A 16,939-nucleotide genomic window follows, 5' to 3' on the forward strand; every position below is an offset into this window, starting at 1 on the left:
TACCGATACGGCGATGTACCGGTACACTGGCGTATCGATAGCGAAACGAGACACACTCTTGAGCGGACCCCGAGTCCGCGGGCCGAGCGAGGAGAAGAGCCATGACGTCGCAGGCTGAGGACGCACCGGACACGGTCGCCGCCTCGCGCCGCTCCAAGATCACGCCCGAGCGTGAGCGGGAGTTCTTCGACGCCGTGCTCGAACAGATCAGAGAATGCGGCTACGACTCCGTCAGCATGGAGGGCGTCGCCAGCAGCACGCGGTGCAGCAAGTCCACGCTGTACCGGCAGTGGGGGACCAAGCCCCAGTTCGTCGCCGCCGCGCTGCGCGCCAACCGCCGGGTGCACTTCACCGGCATCGACACGGGATCCCTCGCGGAGGATCTGCGCCAGGCCGCGCGGGCGGCGGGCGCCTGGTCGGCGAAGGACACGAAACTCGTCTCGGCGCTCGGTCACGCCGTCATCCAGGACAGCGAACTCGCCCAGGCGGTCCGTGAGGCGCTCGTCCACCCCGAGATCGCCGCGCTGGAGGACATCCTGCGCCGTGGCGTGGAACGCGGCGAGATCCCGGCCGACCATCCGGCGCTGCCGTACGTCCCGGCCCAGATCTTCGGCGTCCTGCGGGCCCGTCCCGTCCTGGAGGGCTGTTACGCCGACCCCGACTACCTCGTCCGATTCGTGGAGGCCGCGGTGCTGCCGGCACTCGGTCTCACCTAGACCAGGCCGCCGTCCATGGGATGACCGGACGGTGACCTGATCGCGCCGCACCGTGGGGACGGGGGCGGCGCGCACCCCCCGGCCGGGTGGGGTTCCTCTTGAGCGGAGAGGCGCCCCACCCGGCCGACCGGTGTGCGGGGCGGGATCAGATCTTCTGGCCGTCGCCGCTGCCCGTGGACACCTTGATGCCCGAGGTGATCTCGTCGATGACGGACTGCTTCTGGCCGACGTCGACACCGAAGCGGACCACGACGATCTGGCCGCTGCTGGCGGGCGAGGGGAACGCGAGCGACTCGACATAGCCGTCGGCGCCCTTGCTGGTGACCGCCTTCCAGCGGACCAGGTAGCCCTTCTGCCCGGCCACGGTCACGGCCTTGGAGGCGAGCACCTCGTGCGAGGTGATGCTGCCGTAGGACGTACCGCCGTAGGACTCCTTGGCGTTGGCGGCGATGTCCGCCTTCGCGACCGCCTCGGCCGTGCTGCCCTTCGTGCCCAGCACCACCGCGGGCGCGGAGTACGCGCCGCCGTTGGTGCAGGTCTGCGAGGTGTTGCCGGGGCACTTGTACGAGGTGTTCGACGTGACCTGCGCGCCGATCTGGATGACCTGGCCGTACCAGTCGGACGGCACGGGAAGGCTGATGCCGTCCAGGGAGTCGGTCACGGCTCCGCCGGCCGCGACCTTCGGCTGCGCGGACTCGCTGGGTGCGGGCGTCGCACCGCCCGTGCCGCCGGATCCCCCGGATCCCCCTGACCCGCCGAAGGGATCGTTCTGGCCGCCGGTACCACCGGAACCGCCCGTGCCGCCCTGTCCCTCGGGGCCGCCCTGGCCGCCGACGCCGCCCTGGCCGTTCGGCGCCTGCTGGTTGCCGGCCTGGGTGCCGTTCCCGCTGCCGTCGCCGGACAGCGCGTACGCACCGACACCGATCGCGGTGAGCACCGCCACGGCCACCGCCACGGCTATGCCGGTGCGCAGATTGCGGCGCGGCGCGGCAGGGGGCACGGCGGGATACGCCGGATACGCCCCGCCGTACGGCGGCTCCGTCGGGGGACCCCAATCGGCCCCCGACCCCGCGGGCCGGGTCCGGTCCGTCCATGCCTTGCCGTCCCACCAGCGCTCGGCGGCGGGACCGTCATTCGTCTGCCCGGGATCGGGGTACCACCCGGGGGGAGTCACCTGCGTCATGCCCCTACCGTATGAGGCGTCGGTGAAAGCGGGATGAGAGGATCCGGCCCGAAGCGGGGGGACGCGGCGGAGCGGGGGCGGCGGCGGGGTCGTGCGGGTGGGTGGCGGCAGGCCTCTGACCGGGCTCTGACCGGGTACGGGTGGGGTGCCGAGGGAGTGGCGGGCGGATTCCGGCGGGGCGGCGGGCCGCTCTCCGACCCCCCGACATCAGCCGCACCGGTCCCACTTCACCCCACCCGTCACCCTGACATCAGCCGCAGCGGTGCCACTTCTCCCCACCCGTCACGCCGACTCCGGCCGCAGCGGTGTCACTTCTCCCAGTTCATCACCCCAACACCAGCCGCACCGGCCCCCGTTCCACCGTCGCGGGCAACCCGAACCCCCGCCGCCCCGGTGTCACCGAGCCGAGGACGCTCGGATGCCGGGCGCCGGTGCTCGTCGGGACGGTGCCCGGGAGGCCGTGGGCCGTGAGGAAGCCGAGGACGGCGAAGGCGTAGGCCTCCTTCGCGGGGGACGGGAGGCCCAGGTCGTCGGAGGTGCGGAGGGGGACGCCCGGGAGCTCCGTGGCGAGCAGGGTCATCAGGGTCGGGTTGCGGGTGCCGCCGCCAGAGGCGACGACCTCCGTGGGGGCCAGCGGCCGGACCGCGTTCGCGACCGTGCGGGCCGTGAGCAGGGTGAGGGTCGCGATGACGTCCTCGGCGGGGAGGGTGCCGAGGCCCGCCAGCGCGTCCTGGAGGTAGCCGAGGTGGAACAGTTCCTTGCCGGTCGTCTTCGGCGCGGGCAGCGCGTAGTACGGCTCGCTCAACAGCCGTTCCAGCAAAGGCTCGTGGACGGATCCGCGGGCCGCGAGGGCGCCCTCCGCGTCGTGGCCGAGCCGCCCGCCGCTGAAGCCCCGCGCCGCCGCGTCGATCAGCGCGCACGCCGGTCCGGTGTCGAAGGCCGTGCCGTCGGGGGCGGTGAGGTTGGCGATCCCGCCGAGGTTGAGCGCGACCGGTGTGCCCGGCCGGCCGCGCAGCCACAGCAGGTCGACCAGGCTGACGAGCGGCGCGCCCTGTCCCCCGGCGGCGATGTCGCGCGGCCGGAAGTCGGCGACCACCGGCAGCCCGGTCGCCTCCGCGATCCAGGCCGGCTGCCCCAGTTGCAGCGTGCCGTGCACCGCGCCGCCCGCCACCCAGTGATAGACCGTCTGCCCGTGCGAGGCCACCAACTGAGCCCGCCCGTCGCACAGTTCACCGTTCGCCCGGACGGCCGCCGCGGCGAAGGCCTGCCCGATCCGGGTGTCCAGCCGGCACACCTCGGCCAGCGTGGTGGCGGCCGGCGGCAGCGCCGCCGCGAGCGCCTCCCGCACCTCCTCGTCGTACGGCGTGCTCACCATCCCGAGCGGTTCCAGTACGACACTGTCACCGACGAGGCTCAGCCCGGCCGCCGCCGCGTCGATCGCGTCGTACGACGTCCCGGACATCAGCCCGATCACCAGCATCCGACCAACTCACCTTTCCCGTCCGGTTCTTGACGAGCGCGAGCGCGCTCACCGCGCAGGCCGTCGCCGCGTAGTACGCCGGAACGTCCACGTTCCCGGTCCGCCCGACGCTCTCGGTGATGATGAGCCCGGCACACCCCGAGAACACGGCATTGGACAGGGCGTAGGCGAGTCCCAGACCGGTGTAGCGGACGCTCGTCGGGAACATCTCCGCGAGCATCGCCGGGCCGGGCCCCGCCATCAGCCCCACCACGGCACCCGCCCCGAACACCCACGCACCCTTCACCGCGTTCGAAGTCCCGTCGTCCTGAAGGAGGTTGAGCAAGGGCACGGACAGGGCCACGACCAGCACCGCGCCCGTCAGCATCACCGGTCGGCGCCCCACCCGGTCGCTCAGCAGCCCCGCCGGAAGGATGGTGACCGCGAACCCGATGTTGGCCAACACCGTGGCCAGGAGCGCCTGTTGGAAGCTGGCGTCGAGCGTGCCCCGCAGATACGACGGCAGCACCACCAGGAAGGTGTAACCGGCCGCCGACCACCCCATCACCCGCCCGACGCCCAGCACGATCGCCGCCCGGACCTCCCGCGCGGGCGGCACCTCCCGTACCGACCCGCTCACCGACCCGCTCACCGTCCCGCTCCGGAACGACGGTGTCTCCTCCAGCCGCAGCCGGAGCCACAGCGCGCCGAGCCCCATCGGCAGCGTCAGCAGGAACGCCGACCGCCAGCCCCAGTGCGCCAGTTGACCGGCGTCGAGCACGGTCGCGAGCAGCGCCGCGACCCCCGCCCCGCCCAACAGCCCCAGCGCCACGGTGAACGACTGCCACGCCCCGTACAGCCCACGCCGTCCCGGTGGCGCGAACTCCGTCAGCAGCGCCACCGCACCACCGAACTCCCCACCCGCCGACAGTCCCTGAAGGACCCTCAGAAACGTGAGCAGCCAGGGCGCGAGGGCGCCGACCGTCGCATACGTCGGCAGCACACCGATCAGCGTCGTCGCACCGGTCATCAGCGCGATCACCAGGATCAGCACCGGCCGCCGTCCCACCCGGTCGCCGAGCCGGCCGAACACGGCGGCGCCGACCGGCCGGAAGAAGAACGCCAGCGCGAACGAGGCGTACGTCCGCACCAGCCCCTCGGCCGCGCCGGTGCCCTCCGGGGTGAAGAACTCCGCCGCGATCACCGTCGAGAAGTAGCCGTAGACACCGAACTCGTACCACTCGATGAAATTGCCCACCGACCCGGCGACCAGTGCCCGTACCGCAGGCCTGTTCGGGACGGGTCGGGATTGATCGGAAAACACCTTCATTTCAGCGCCTCTTGACCGTTCGTCACCTGCGTGAGTCCGGCGGAAGGACCGCCGTCACCCGTTGCGGCAACAGCTGCCCGGACCGGCCTCCACTTCGGCATCCGGACGGCTACGCTCAAGGGCTGTACGTCGTTCGGGCTACTGGGGAGGTATCGGGATGACGGAGGAACGGCCTCCGGGAGCCGGATCGGCCTCTCTGTGGGAGCGCGAGAAGGCGGTCGAGGGCATCGCGGAGGCGATCGACGCGCTGCGCGCCGACGAGTCGTCCTCGGGCAGCCTGCTGATGGTCCGGGCCGAGGCCGGATTCGGCAAGACCGCGCTGCTGGCCGAGACCCGCCGTATCGCCGAGGCCCGCAACTGCACGGTCTGGCACGCGCGCGGCGGCGAGACGCTCAAGTCCGTCCCCTTCAACGTCGTACGGCAGTTGCTGCAGCCCGCCCTCCTCTCGCTGATGCCCGAGGAGATCCGCGAGTACCTCGGCGACTGGTACGACATCGCGGGCCCCGCCCTCGGCGTCACCGAACCCGGCGAACGGCAGGCCGACCCGCAGGGCGTGTGCGACGGACTGGTCGCCGCGGTGCGCCGCCTCGCCAAACGCGACTGGCCGCTGGTCCTGCTGATCGACGACGCCCACTGGGCCGACCAGGAGACCCTGCGCTGGCTCGCCGCGTTCGCCGAACGCCTCGACGACCTGTCCGTCCTGGTCGTGGTCGCCCGCAGGCCCGGCGAGGTCAGCGGCGAGAGCGCCCGCTACCTGGACGCCATCGCCGCCGCCGCGGGCCCGCCGCCCACGGTCCTGGATTCCCTCACCCCGCAGGCCACCGCGGGGCTCACCCGCGCCACCCTCGGCCCGCACGCCGACGGCGCGTTCTGCCGCGAGGTGTGGGCGGTCACCGACGGCAACCCGTACGAGACCGTCGAACTCCTCGCCAAGGTCAAGGACAGCGGCCTCGCCCCCGTCGAGGAATCGGCCGCCGAACTGCGCGAGCTCAACCGCTCCGCGCGCGGCGGCGGACTGCTCGCCCGCCTGGACGACCTGGGCTTCGAGGCCACCCGGTTCGCCTGGGCCGCCGCCATCCTCGGCACCGGCATCTCCGTGGACCTGGTCGCCAAGCTCGCCACCATGAGCCGCGAAGAGGCGGTCCGCTGCGCCGAGTTGCTGCGCGCCGACCGCATCCTCACCGCGCCCGACCCCGCCGCCTCCCAGGCCGGCGCGGGCGAGCTGGAGTTCGTCCACCCGCTGATCGCCAGCGATGTCTACGACTCCATCCCGGGCGGTGTGCGCACGGCCATGCACGGCATCGCCGCCCAGGTCGTCACCGACAACGGGCTCGGCGCGGCCGCCGCCTCACGGCACCTCCTCAAGGTGCACCCGGACGACGACCAGGAACTCGTCGAGCAACTCCGCGAGGCGGCCCGCGAACACCTCTCCATCGGCGCCCCCGACGCCGCCCGCCGCTGTCTGGAGCGCGCCCTCCTGGAGCCACCGCTCACCGAGACCCACGCGCACGTGCTCTACGAACTGGGCTGCGCCACCCTCCTCACCGCGCCCGCCACCACCATCGGCCACCTCCAGACAGCCCTCGGCATGCCCGGACTCGACGGCCACGCACGCGTGGACGCCGTTTTCCGGCTGTCCCAGGCGCTGACCCACAACGACCAACTGGAGGAGGCCGTCCGCACCGTCGAGGCGGAGGCCGCCCGGTACGAACCGGGCGCCGCCCGGATGCGGCTCCAGGCCGTGCAGTTCATGTGGGAGGGCATCCACGCGGGCGAGGGCACCTCCCCGGGACGCTCCGAGCGGCTCGCCGCACTCGCCGGCACCTGCACCGGCCGGGACAACTCCGAGCGGGCCCTGCTGATCCTGCGCGGCTTCGACGCCATGACCCACGGGGAGAACGCCGAGGAGGTCGTCGAGGTCTGCGACCGCGCCCTCGTCAACGGGCGGCTCGCCCCCGGACTCGGCTGGACCGACACCGAGTGGGGCCTGGAGATCCTCATGATGCTGGCCAGCGCGTATGCCTACACGGACCGCCTGGACCGCGCGGAGAGCCTGTACAACGAAGCCCTGCGCGCCTATGTGAGCGCGGGCTGGAGCGGCGGCCATCTCTCCCTGGCGCATGCCTACGTCGGCCTCGGGCACCGTCGGCGCGGGCGTCTCCGCGAGGCCGAGATCTCGCTGCGCGATTCCCTGCACTTCGCCGAGCGCGTCGGCCGCGGACTGCCGCTGTACTGGTCGGCGACCTGCAACCTGGTCGACACGCTGCTCGCTCGCGGCCATGTCGAGGAGGCCTGGGAGACCGCGGAACAGTACGGCTTCGTCCCGCCGTACCCGTCCACCATCGTGCTGCCCGACCCGCGCTGTGTGCGCGGCCGGCTCCTGCTCGCCGTCGGCCGCACGAAGGACGGCATCAACGAACTCGAACAGGCCGCGAAGGCGGCGACCGTACGCGGCCATCACAACCCGGTCCTGGTGCCCTGGGCCGTGGACCTCGCCCGCGCGCTCGCCGTCGAGGATCCGACCCGGGCGGCCCAACTCGCCACGGACGCGCGCCGCCAGGCCGAACACTTCGGCACGGACACGGCGATCGGGGAGGCCCTCCGCTGTGCGGCCGCGCTGGAGACGGGGCAGCGTGCGGTACGGCTTGCTGCGCAGGCTGTCGCGTACTTGGAGTCCTCGCCCTGTCAGTACGAGCATGCGGCGGCGCGGGTCGAGTACGGGATCGCCGCGCGGTCGGTCTCGGAGATCAACAGGGGTTTGACGCTGGCGCGTTCGTGCGGGGCGGACGGGTTGGTGACCCAGGCGCGGGACGTGTTGGAGACGGGGAGGGGGTTGCGTTGAGTTGTTCTTCGGCCGCGGCCCGGTGGGGGCTGGTCGCGCAGTTCCCCGCGCCCCTGAAAGCCTGGGCCGGCCTGCGTTTTTGAGGCCGCGCCTCTAAGAACTTGGGCTGGCCTGCGCTTTTGACGGGGGCGTAGTTCCTCGCGCCCCCAAGACTAGGGCCGGCCTGCTTTTTTAGGGGCGCGGGGAACTGCGCGACCAGCCACGACGCAGCCGCAGCCGACACACAAGGCCACCCCCACCCCACTAGTCGCCGTCTTCCGCCAACAACACCCGCTGAGCCACGGCGAACGCCGAGTTCGCCGCAGGCACCCCGCAATACACAGCGCTCTGCATCAACACCGCCCCGATCTCCTCCGCAGTGAGCCCATTGCGCCGAGCCGCCCGCACATGCATCGCCAGTTCGTCGGAATGCCCACCCGCCACCAACGCCGTCAACGTGACCATGCTCCGCTCGCGCCGCGACAACGTGGGGTCGGTCCAGATCTCCCCCCACGCGTACCGGGAGATGAAGTCCTGGAAGCGCGCGGTGAACGCAGTCTGCCGAGCCTGCGCAAGGTCCACGTGGGCGTCACCGAGTACCTCCCGCCGCACCGCCATCCCAAGCCGCGCACCCCCACCAAGATGCGCACGCAGCGCGCCGAGAACGGCCGAAGGACACTGCGCAGGCGCCAGATGCGAGGCCCCCGGAATCTCGACGAGGGCCGAGCCCGCCACCGCGTCGGCGATCTCCCGCAGATGCGCGGGCGGGGTCGCCGGATCCTCGCGCCCGGCGATCACCAGCGTCCGCGCGCGGATCTCGGAGAGCCGCGACCGCAGGTCGTACGCGGCCAGCGCGTCACAGCACGCGGCATACGCGGCCGGGTCGGCGGCACCCTGGTCGGCCACCAGCTCCGGCACGGTGAACCCGGGTGTGAACCAACGGGAGTCGGCGCTCTCCACCAGCCACCCCACCCCCTCGCTCCGCACCCGCGCGGCCCGTTCCTCCCACGGCTTGGCCCCGTTGAAGTGCGCCGAGGAACAGATGACGGCGAGCGACGCGACCCGCTCGGGGTGATGCACCGCGAGATGCAGACCGACCGCACCCCCCAACGAAACACCCGCGTAGACGAATTGCTCGATCCCGAGCGAGTCGGCGAGCGCGAGCACCAGATTCGCGAGGTCCGCGACGGTGGCCTCGGGACCGATCAGCTCGGGCGCCGAACCGCCGTGCCCGGGCAGGTCCCAGCGGATCACCCGGTGGGTGACGGACAGTTCGGGCGCGACCTTGTCCCACAGGGCGTACGACGTGCCCAGCGAGGGCCCGAGCAGCAGCGGGGGAGCGGAATCGGGCCCCTCGGCACGGAAGTTGAGCAGCTTCTCGGTCAACGTCGCTCCAACGCGCGGTCGGTGAGGGCTCCGGCGGAACCCGTGTAACGGGCGGGGTCGGTCGGTGCGGAGAGGTCAAGGTCCTTCAACTCCGGCTCCCCAGCGAGCAGTTCGGCCAGCGGGCGGCCTTCGGCATAGGCACGCCGCGCGACCTCTGTGAGCAGCTCCTTCGCCCGGCTCCGCCCGAGCAGCGGCGCCAGCTCGGCGGACAGCCGCTCGGAGACGATCAACCCGTGGGTGAGGTCGAGGTGTTCACGCATCACCTCCGGGTGCACCCGCAGTCCCTCGGTCAGTTCTGCGGCATCGCGCGCCGCACCGCCGACCAGCCGCAGCAACTCGCGCAACGGTTCCCACTCGGCGTGCCACGCCCCGGCCGGCCGCTCGTCCTCGGCGACCAGCGAGCCGTAGAGGACGGCCGCGAGCTGCGGTGTCCGTCGCGCTGCGGCGGCGATCAGCGTGGACCGTACGGGATTCGCCTTGTGCGGCATGGCCGAGGAACCCCCGCCGCTGCCCTCCGAGACCTCGGCGATCTCCGTCCTGCCCAGCACGAGCACATCGGCGGCGACCTTGCCCAGCGCCCCCGCCGCGAAGGCCAGGCACCCGGCGAGATCGGCGATCGGCGTCCGGAGTGTGTGCCAGGGCAACAGCGGTGCCGTCAGGCCGAGTTCACGGGCGTACGCGTCCGGCAGTGCGAGCGGATCCGAGGCGCCGTACGCGGTGAAGGCGGCCAACGTGCCCGCCGCGCCCCCGAGTTGGACCGGCAGTGCACTCCGCACTACCCGCACCCGGTCCCGCGCGTCGAGCACCAGCGACCGCCACCCGGCCGCCTTCAGCCCGAAGGTCGTCGGTACGGCGTGCTGGGTGAGCGTCCGGCCCGGCATCGCGGTGTCGCGGTGGGCGGTGGCCAGCCGGGTCAGCGCGAGCTCCGTACGCGTGAGGTCGGCCAGGACCAGATCCAGGGTGCGGGCGGCGACCAGCATCGTCGCCGTGTCCATGATGTCCTGGCTGGTCGCGCCCCGGTGGACGTACGGGCCGTACTCACCGCCGACCGCCTTCGTCAGATCCGCGACCAGCGGGATCACCGGATTCCCGCCGCCGCGCGCGCGTTCCGCGAGGGACCGTACGTCGAAGCGGTCCATGTCCGCCGCGACCGTCACCGCTGTCGCCGCCTCGGCGGGCGCGAGACCCAGGGCGGCCTGGGCGCGGGTGAGGGCGGCCTCCGCGTCGAGCAGCGCCCGTAGATACGCGGTGTCGCCCGTCGTGGAGGCGGCGGGGGAACCGGCCCACCCGGGGGCGAGCAGGCCGGTGTCCGACGGGTCGGAAGAAGTCACTGGAACTCCAGGAAGACCGTTTCGCCTTCGCCCTGAAGGCGGATGTCGAAACGGTAGGTGCCCCTGCCGTCGTCCTGCGCGATCAGCGTGTCGCGCCGCGCCGGGTCCAGCCCGGACAGCAGCGGGTCGGCGGCGAGCGCGGCCTCGTCGCCCGGGAGGTAGATCCGGGTGAAGAGGTGCACCAGCAGCCCGCGCGCGAACACGCACGCGCTCAGGTACGGGGCGCTGAGCCCGCGCGCGCCCGGTCGCAGTGTCCGTGCGTACCAGTGGCCGTTGGCGTCGGTCTGGATGCGGCCCCAGCCGGTGAACTCCACGCCGTTGCGGCCGAGATAGCCGCCGCTCGCCGGGTCGCGCCGGATCGAACCGTCCGTCGTGGACAGATTGCCGTCGGGGTCCGCACCCCACAGCTCGACGAAGGCGTCCGGCAGCGGATTGCCCTCGCCGTCGTACACGTACCCCTGGACGGTGATCGTGTCCGGGTGCCCGACCGGTGCGATGTCGCCGCCGCCGGGGAACGGCAGCGCGTAGCCGTAGAAGGGCCCGACCGTGTGTGACGGGGTCGGCAGTACGGACTCCGGACGGCTCGTGTCGATCTTCGTCATGGCGGGTCAGCGTCCTTCTTCGATCCAGGTGGCGTGCGGGCCGTCGAGCACGATGTCCCAGTGGTAGCCCATCGAGAACTCGGGTACCGACAGGCTGTGGTCGTAGGTCGCGACGAGGCGCTGCCGGGCCGCGTCGTCCGTCACCGACTGGATGATCGGGTCGTAGGGGAAGAGCGGGTCGCTGGGGAAGTACATCTGCGTCACGAGCCGTTGGGTGAACGCCGTGCCGAACATCGAGAAGTGGATGTGTGCCGGGCGCCAGGCGTTGACGTGGTTGCGCCAGGGGTAGGGGCCCGGCTGGACCGTCGTGAAGCGGTAGTTGCCCTCGTCGTCGGTCAACGTGCGCCCCACACCGGTGAAGTTGGGGTCCAGCGGGGCGTCGTGCTGCTCGCGCTGGTGCGCGTAACGGCCGGCCGAGTTCGCCTGCCAGATCTCCACCAACTGACCCCGGACCGGCCGCCCGTCGCGGTCCAACAGCCGCCCGGAGACGGTGATCCGCTCACCGATCGGCTCGCCGTTGTGCTGCCGGGTGAGGTCGTTGTCGATCTCCGTGATGTCCCGCTCGCCGAAAGCGGGGGAGGCAAGCTCCACCAGCTCCGGGTCCTTGGCGACGTCGATGGTGACCGGCGGCTGTTTCGGGTGACGCAGGAGAGAGGAGCGGTAGGGGGCGTAGTCGCGGCGCGGGTGGTGCTCGACCGGCGCGCCGTCGGCGACCCGCTTCTCGTACGTCGCGTGCTCGGCCGCTATTTCGAGGTCGATGTCGTGCTGGGTGAGCGTCATGGGGGGTTCCTACCGTTCGAGGACGAGGGCGAGGCCCTGGCCCACGCCGATGCAGAGGGTCGCGACACCAACTCCTGTTCCCTTGCGGGCGAGTTGGTGGGCGACGGTACCGGCGAGCCGGGCACCGGAGGCGCCGAGCGGGTGACCGAGGGCGATGGCTCCGCCCCGGGGGTTGAGGATCGCCGGGTCGAACTCGGGCCATTCGGCGACGCATCCGAGCACCTGGGCGGCGAAGGCCTCGTTCAGTTCGAGGACCGACAGGTCGTCAAATACCTTGCCCGCCTTGGTGAGTGCGCGGTTCACCGCTTCGACGGGGGCGAGTCCGAAGTACTGCGGATCGAGCGCGTTCACGCCGGTGGCGGAGATACGGGCGAGCGGCTGGCGGCCGGTGGCCTTGAGCCCTTCCTCGTCGACCAGGAGGAGGGCTGCGGCACCGTCGTTGAGCGGTGAGGCGTTGCCCGCCGTCACCGTGCCGTTCTCCGTGCGGAAGGACGGCTTCAGCTTGGCCATCGCGGCGAGGGACGCGTCCGGTCGTACGGACTCGTCGGCGGCGAGGGCGATCGGGTCGCCCTTGCGCTGGGGGATCGGCACGGGCGCGATCTCCCCGTCGAAGAGCCCGGCGGCCTGCGCCTCGGCCGCCTTGTGGTGGCTGGCGAGTGCGAACTCGTCCTGCTGCTCGCGGCTGATCTTGTGCTTGTCGGCGATCAACTCCGCGCTCTCGCCGAGCGGGATGGTCCACTCCGGGTTCATGGCCGGGTTGGTCATGCGCCAGCCGAGGGTGGTCGAGTACAGCTCGGTGTGCCCGGCCGGGAAGGGCCGGTCCGACTTGGGCAGGACGTACGGTGCGCGGGTCATCGACTCCACACCGCCCGCCACGGCGATGGAGGCGTCCCCGGCCGCGATGGCGCGGGCCGCCTGGATGACCGCTTCGAGGCCGGACGCGCACAGCCGGTTCACGGTCACGCCCGGCACGGAGGTGGGCAGGCCGGCGAGGAGGGCGGCCATACGGCCGACGTTGCGGTTCTCCTCTCCGGCGCCGTTGGCGTTGCCGAGGTAGACGTCCTCGATGCGGGCGGGGTCCAGGTCCGGGGTGCGGGCGAGGAGTTCACGGATCGCGTGCGCGGCGAGGTCGTCGGGGCGGACGGACGCGAGCCCTCCGCTGTACCTGCCGATGGGGGTGCGGACGGCGTCGACGATGTAAACCGGGTTCACAGCAGGCCTTCCGTGATGATGAGTTTCACGTCGGTCTTGGCGACGATCTCCTCGACTCCCACACCGGGTGCGGTCTCGGTCAACACCAGACCTTCGGGTGACACGTCGATCACGCCGAGATCGGTGATGACTCGGTTCACACATGCTCTGCCTGTGAGCGGCAGCGCGCACTCCGTGAGGATCTTCGGCGAACCGTCCTTGGCGGTGTGGGTCATGACCACGATGACCGTCCGGGCGCCGTGCACGAGGTCCATCGCCCCGCCGATCCCGGTGATCATCTTGCCGGGGATCGCCCAGTTCGCCAGATCGCCCCCGGCCGACACCTGCATCGCGCCCAGCACGGCGACATCGATGTGACCGCCCCGGATCATCCCGAAGGAGAGCGCGGAGTCGAAGAAGGACGCCCCCGGCAGGACCGTCACGGTCTCCTTGCCGGCGTTGATCAGATCCGGGTCGACCTGGTCCTCGGTCGGGTACGGACCGGTGCCCAGGATGCCGTTCTCGGATTCGAGGATCACCTCGACGCCCGGCGGGAGGTAGTTGGGGATCAGGGTCGGCAGACCGATGCCGAGATTGACGTACTGCCCGTCCTGAAGTTCGCGCGCGGCCCGGGCGGCCATCTCCTCACGTGTCCAGGCCATCAGCCGCTCACCGTCACCGTTCGCTGCTCGATCCGCTTGTCGGCGGCCTGCTCGGGGGTGAGGGCCACCACCCGCTGCACGAAGATCCCGGGCAGGTGCACCGCGTCCGGGTCGATCTCGCCGGGCTCGACCAGCTCCTCGACCTCGGCGATCGTGACCTTGCCGGCCATCGCCGCGAGCGGGTTGAAGTTCCGGGTGGACCTGTTGAAGACGAGATTGCCGTGCCGGTCGCCCTTCGCGGCGCGGACCAGGGCGAAGTCGGTGCGGATGCCGCGCTCCAGGACGTACTCGGTGCCGTCGAACTCCCGCACCTCCTTCGGCGGCGAGGCGAGCGTGACGCCGCCCGAGCCGTCGTAGCGCCAGGGCAGTCCGCCCTCGGCGACCTGGGTGCCGACCCCGGCCGGGGTGTAGAAGGCGGGGATGCCCGCCCCACCGGCGCGCAGGCGTTCGGCGAGGGTGCCCTGGGGGATCATCTCGACCTCCAGTTCCCCGGCGAGGTACTGGCGGGCGAACTCCTTGTTGGCGCCGATGTAGGAGCCGGTCACCCGGGCGATGCGCCCGGCGGAGAGGAGGACGGCGAGGCCGGACTCCATCGCCCCGCAGTTGTTGGAGACCACGCCCAGCGCGCCGACACCGCGCTCGTAGAGGGCCTGGATGAGTACGTTGGGTACACCGCTCAGTCCGAAGCCGCCGACCGCGAGCGTCGCTCCGTCCGGCACATCGGCCACGGCCTCGTCCGCCGTGGCGACCACCTTGTCCATCCGTGAAGCTCCGTCCCGTTCGAGCGCCCGGTCGGCACGTGGCCGGCAATTGGTCAGGGCACTGAGCATTTCGGTGAAGTTTCCTTCACGCTGCCACTGCGGGGGCTTCCCGTCAAGGTCCGGGAGAAGCGCCAGTTCAGATCCCTGCGCAGGGCTGGACTCCTCCGTGGAGCATCCCGGTATCGTTCAGTACACGGATGGATATGACTTCGGGAGGGCACATGGTCGCGGTGGACCTCACCACCCACCCCGGGCACCTCGCCCGGCGACTGCAGCAGGCGCACTATCTGCTGTGGAACACGATGGTCTCCGAGGAGATCACCTCGCCACAGTTCGCGGTGCTCAACGCGCTCGTCGACGAGCCCGGGCTCGATCAGCGCACGGCGGGGGAGCGGGTGGGCCTGGACCGGTCGACCATCGCCGAGGTGATCAGCCGGCTGATCAGGCGCGGGCTGCTCGACAAGGTGCGCGATCCGCAGGACGGCCGCCGTTTCCTGCTCCGCCTCACCGACGACGGCACGCGCGTCCACCGCAAGCTGATCGTGCGCACGGCCCGGATGAACCAGCTCTTCCTCGCCCCGCTCTCCACCGAGGAGCAGACCGTCTTCTTCGACCTCATCCAACGGGTCGCGGACGCGGCGGAGGGGCTGCGCAATCCGGGGGAGTCTCTCGCCGCCCAGCGTTAGCCGGAGTCGGAGGGGTGTGCCTCGTGCGGAGCTACTCCCCTTGGCGCGCGGCGATGACCCGTAGTGCGTGCTGCGCCTGCGGGTCACCGAGGTCGGCTGCCGTGCGGAACCAGGGAAGGGCCTCGTCCGTCCGGTCCCGGCCGTCGAGGAGCTGGCCCAAGGCGTACATACCGCCGGCGTTCCCGGCGTCGGCCGCCTTGCGGAACCATTCCTCGGCTTCCGCCGTGCGCCCCCGCCCCTTGTGCAGCAGTCCCAGATTCACCGCCGCACCGCTGAACCCCGCCGCGTGGGAGCGGGCGTAGAACCCGGCGGCCCGCTCGGTGTCACCGTGCTCCTCGGCCAGTTTGCCCATGAAGTCGAGTGCCCCGGGATGCTCCTTGTCCGCTGCCCGGCGCAGGAGCTCCTCGGCCTCCCGCAGGCGGCCCCGGCCGAACCACAGCCCGGCCAGGGACACCTCCGCGGCGAGGTCCCCCTGCTTCGCCGCCTGTTCGAAGTGGCGCTCGGCGAGGGCGAGTTCACCCGTCGCCTGGTAGTGGAGACCCAGGTTGTGCTGCGAGGGCGCGTGACCGCGCAAGGCCGCCGAGGCGTACCAGTGCAGCGCCTCGGCGGCCTCCTTCCGGTCCCCGTCGGCGAGTTGCAGCGCGAGACTGTGCATGGCACCGGCGTCTCCCGCGTCGGCGGCCCGGCGGAACCACCGGATCGCGTTGGCGCGGTCGCCGAGATCGCCGTAGACGAGCGCGAGGTTGTACTGGGCGTTGACGCTGCCCGACTCGGCCGCGCGGAGGTACGCGTCGCGCGCCTCTTCCAGCCGTCCCTGCCCGGCGAGAGCGACCCCCCGCTTGAACCACTTCCGGCCACTGAACCAACCGCGTCCGCTCACGACTTCCCCCGCCCCGGCCCCATGGATCAAGGACGACAGAGTGGCACAAGCGTGCGAAAACGCGAAAGAGCGCCAGGCGGTCAGGCCTTCGCGAAGACCACCCAGACCTGGCCCTTCGCGAAGTTCACCGGCGTACCGTCCGCCGTGGTGAACTCCGTTCCGTCGGTGGCCTTCTGCCGCTTCCAGTCGACGCTGAAGGTACGGCCGTCCCGCAGGACGTCCGCCTTCCCGGAGCCGACCGACTCGGTGTACGGCGTGTTGTTGCCGAGGACGTCGTGGTACGCGGACTTGCGGATCTTCACGTACTGCACGACGACGGTCGCCGGAGCCACCCGCTTGCCGTCGGTCGTCACGGTGGGCGTGCCGTCCTCGGTGACCAGCCAGCGGTGCTTGCTCCCGGACCAGGTGAAGGTGAAGCGGGCCGCCGGATAGCGCACGGTGCGGGAGGTGGTGGCCTTGCCGCCCTCAGGGGCCGTGCCGTAGCGGAAACCGGTCGTCAGGGCCGCCGCGCCCGGCGCCGAGGAGAGCAGCTTGTCCGGACGCAGATAGAGGTTGTGCGGGGCGGCTTTGGTGACCCCCCGGTAGTAGGCGCTCGCCACCTCCTCCGGCGACGCGGACCGCAGCGGCGCCTTGGCGATCAGCGGCAGCAGCTTGTGCTGCGCCCCCGAGAAGGCGAGCGTCGGCTCGTGGAACTGGCGCAGCAGCTCCAGGTCGGACACGCGGGCGCTGCGCACCGGTCCGACGGACTTGGGCAGCTTGGTGGCGAACACCGCCATCAGTCGGCTCAGCCCGCCCTCGACCTGCTCGGCGTAGACGATGTCCGCCGAGTCCAGACCCGTCTGCGGGCGGGCCGCGGGCACGTTGTCGATCTTCACCGCGAGTACCGGACCGGCGGCGGGGGCGACCGTGCCGCCGGCGCTCGGGCTCTGGGCCGGGCTCTGCGTGGGGGACCGGGTCTTTCCGCGTCCGTCGTCGACGGACGCGCCGTGATGTGCGGTGCAGCCCACCGCGAGCGAGGCCGTCATCGTGGCGGCCAGCAGCGCCGCTCTTCTCGCGCCGTGCCGCCGAGGCGTCCTGTGTCCCATGCCCACCGTTGCCACCACATCCGTGTTTTCGATTGTGCGCTTATAAGTTCATTGGTGGCCATACCC

At 71.7% G+C, this 16,939-nt stretch carries 15 protein-coding genes; 3 read left to right on the forward strand and 12 right to left on the reverse strand.

Going from position 1 to position 16,939, the window contains the following annotated elements; all coding sequences use genetic code 11:
• Window positions 1-101: 101 nt before the first annotated feature.
• Window positions 102-716, forward strand: coding sequence for a TetR/AcrR family transcriptional regulator (locus ACIRRY_RS02450; protein WP_327399906.1), 615 nt, complete (start codon window positions 102-104; stop codon window positions 714-716).
• Window positions 717-861: 145 nt separating this feature from the next.
• Here ACIRRY_RS02450 and ACIRRY_RS02455 read toward each other — a convergent pair whose 3' ends face one another.
• The 3 genes from ACIRRY_RS02455 to ACIRRY_RS02465 form a co-directional block, all read right to left on the reverse strand.
• A complete protein-coding gene (locus ACIRRY_RS02455) occupies window positions 862-1,899 on the reverse strand; it encodes a DUF2510 domain-containing protein (RefSeq protein ID WP_403966994.1) in 1,038 nt (345 codons plus the stop codon).
• Window positions 1,900-2,224: 325 nt separating this feature from the next.
• On the reverse strand, window positions 2,225-3,379 hold the full coding sequence (locus ACIRRY_RS02460) for an anhydro-N-acetylmuramic acid kinase (RefSeq protein WP_403966997.1): 1,155 nt from the start codon (window positions 3,377-3,379) through the stop codon (window positions 2,225-2,227).
• On the reverse strand, window positions 3,300-4,688 hold the full coding sequence (locus ACIRRY_RS02465; protein ID WP_403967000.1) for an MFS transporter: 1,389 nt from the start codon (window positions 4,686-4,688) through the stop codon (window positions 3,300-3,302). Before ACIRRY_RS02465 ends, ACIRRY_RS02460 begins: the two co-directional genes overlap by 80 nt.
• Before the next feature lie 157 nt (window positions 4,689-4,845).
• Here ACIRRY_RS02465 and ACIRRY_RS02470 point away from each other — a divergent pair, with 157 nt between their 5' ends.
• Window positions 4,846-7,530, forward strand: a complete 2,685-nt coding sequence (locus ACIRRY_RS02470) for an ATP-binding protein (RefSeq protein ID WP_403967003.1) — start codon at window positions 4,846-4,848, stop codon at window positions 7,528-7,530.
• A gap of 243 nt (window positions 7,531-7,773) precedes the next feature.
• Here the strand turns inward: ACIRRY_RS02470 and pcaD are convergent, their stop codons facing one another.
• Genes pcaD through ACIRRY_RS02505 form a run of 7 tightly spaced genes read right to left on the reverse strand, consistent with a single transcriptional unit; the run spans window position 7,774 to window position 14,222 of the window.
• Window positions 7,774-8,895 (reverse strand): 3-oxoadipate enol-lactonase, encoded by a 1,122-nt coding sequence (gene pcaD, locus ACIRRY_RS02475; protein WP_403967006.1) that lies wholly within the window; start codon window positions 8,893-8,895, stop codon window positions 7,774-7,776.
• A complete protein-coding gene (pcaB, locus tag ACIRRY_RS02480) occupies window positions 8,892-10,226 on the reverse strand; it encodes a 3-carboxy-cis,cis-muconate cycloisomerase (RefSeq protein WP_403967009.1) in 1,335 nt (444 codons plus the stop codon). Before pcaB ends, pcaD begins: the two co-directional genes overlap by 4 nt.
• Window positions 10,223-10,828 carry a protocatechuate 3,4-dioxygenase subunit alpha gene (pcaG, locus tag ACIRRY_RS02485; protein ID WP_403967012.1) on the reverse strand — a complete coding sequence of 202 codons (606 nt, stop codon included), beginning with the start codon at window positions 10,826-10,828 and terminating at the stop codon, window positions 10,223-10,225. The genes pcaB and pcaG overlap by 4 nt, the downstream gene beginning before the upstream one ends.
• Before the next feature lie 6 nt (window positions 10,829-10,834).
• Entirely contained in the window at window positions 10,835-11,608 is a 774-nt protein-coding gene (gene pcaH / locus ACIRRY_RS02490; RefSeq protein WP_403967015.1) for a protocatechuate 3,4-dioxygenase subunit beta, read from the reverse strand.
• A gap of 9 nt (window positions 11,609-11,617) precedes the next feature.
• Window positions 11,618-12,820: a thiolase family protein gene (locus ACIRRY_RS02495; protein ID WP_403967017.1), complete on the reverse strand. Its 1,203-nt coding sequence runs from the start codon at window positions 12,818-12,820 to the stop codon at window positions 11,618-11,620.
• Window positions 12,817-13,461, reverse strand: coding sequence for a CoA transferase subunit B (locus tag ACIRRY_RS02500; protein ID WP_403967020.1), 645 nt, complete (start codon window positions 13,459-13,461; stop codon window positions 12,817-12,819). Before ACIRRY_RS02500 ends, ACIRRY_RS02495 begins: the two co-directional genes overlap by 4 nt.
• On the reverse strand, window positions 13,461-14,222 hold the full coding sequence (locus ACIRRY_RS02505; protein ID WP_403967023.1) for a CoA transferase subunit A: 762 nt from the start codon (window positions 14,220-14,222) through the stop codon (window positions 13,461-13,463). Before ACIRRY_RS02505 ends, ACIRRY_RS02500 begins: the two co-directional genes overlap by 1 nt.
• A gap of 221 nt (window positions 14,223-14,443) precedes the next feature.
• Between ACIRRY_RS02505 and ACIRRY_RS02510 the strand changes: the two genes are divergently transcribed.
• Entirely contained in the window at window positions 14,444-14,908 is a 465-nt protein-coding gene (locus ACIRRY_RS02510) for a MarR family winged helix-turn-helix transcriptional regulator (RefSeq protein WP_403967026.1), read from the forward strand.
• 31 nt (window positions 14,909-14,939) lie between these two features.
• On the opposite strand, the gene ACIRRY_RS02515 is transcribed toward ACIRRY_RS02510, so the two are convergent.
• On the reverse strand, window positions 14,940-15,788 hold the full coding sequence (locus ACIRRY_RS02515; protein ID WP_403967029.1) for a tetratricopeptide repeat protein: 849 nt from the start codon (window positions 15,786-15,788) through the stop codon (window positions 14,940-14,942).
• Between the two features lie 80 nt (window positions 15,789-15,868).
• On the reverse strand, window positions 15,869-16,873 hold the full coding sequence (locus ACIRRY_RS02520) for a DUF3048 domain-containing protein (protein ID WP_403967032.1): 1,005 nt from the start codon (window positions 16,871-16,873) through the stop codon (window positions 15,869-15,871).
• Window positions 16,874-16,939 lie beyond the last annotated feature (66 nt).

Source organism: Streptomyces sp. NPDC101776 (genome assembly GCF_044766845.1).
Taxonomy (GTDB): Bacteria; Actinomycetota; Actinomycetes; order Streptomycetales; family Streptomycetaceae; genus Streptomyces.

Bases quoted from the DNA above. Each gene is read 5' to 3' on its own strand.
- ACIRRY_RS02450 (WP_327399906.1), top strand. From the start codon at position 102: ATGACGTCGCAGGCTGAGGACGCACCGGACACGGTCGCCGCCTCGCGC.
- ACIRRY_RS02510 (WP_403967026.1), top strand. From the start codon at position 14,444: ATGGTCGCGGTGGACCTCACCACCCACCCCGGGCACCTCGCCCGGCGA.
- ACIRRY_RS02455 (WP_403966994.1), bottom strand. From the start codon at position 1,899: ATGACGCAGGTGACTCCCCCCGGGTGGTACCCCGATCCCGGGCAGACG.
- ACIRRY_RS02465 (WP_403967000.1), bottom strand. From the start codon at position 4,688: ATGAAGGTGTTTTCCGATCAATCCCGACCCGTCCCGAACAGGCCTGCG.
- ACIRRY_RS02520 (WP_403967032.1), bottom strand. From the start codon at position 16,873: ATGGGACACAGGACGCCTCGGCGGCACGGCGCGAGAAGAGCGGCGCTG.
- pcaG (WP_403967012.1), bottom strand. From the start codon at position 10,828: ATGACGAAGATCGACACGAGCCGTCCGGAGTCCGTACTGCCGACCCCG.
- ACIRRY_RS02500 (WP_403967020.1), bottom strand. From the start codon at position 13,461: ATGGCCTGGACACGTGAGGAGATGGCCGCCCGGGCCGCGCGCGAACTT.
- pcaH (WP_403967015.1), bottom strand. From the start codon at position 11,608: ATGACGCTCACCCAGCACGACATCGACCTCGAAATAGCGGCCGAGCAC.
- ACIRRY_RS02505 (WP_403967023.1), bottom strand. From the start codon at position 14,222: ATGGACAAGGTGGTCGCCACGGCGGACGAGGCCGTGGCCGATGTGCCG.
- ACIRRY_RS02470 (WP_403967003.1), top strand. From the start codon at position 4,846: ATGACGGAGGAACGGCCTCCGGGAGCCGGATCGGCCTCTCTGTGGGAG.
- ACIRRY_RS02460 (WP_403966997.1), bottom strand. From the start codon at position 3,379: ATGCTGGTGATCGGGCTGATGTCCGGGACGTCGTACGACGCGATCGAC.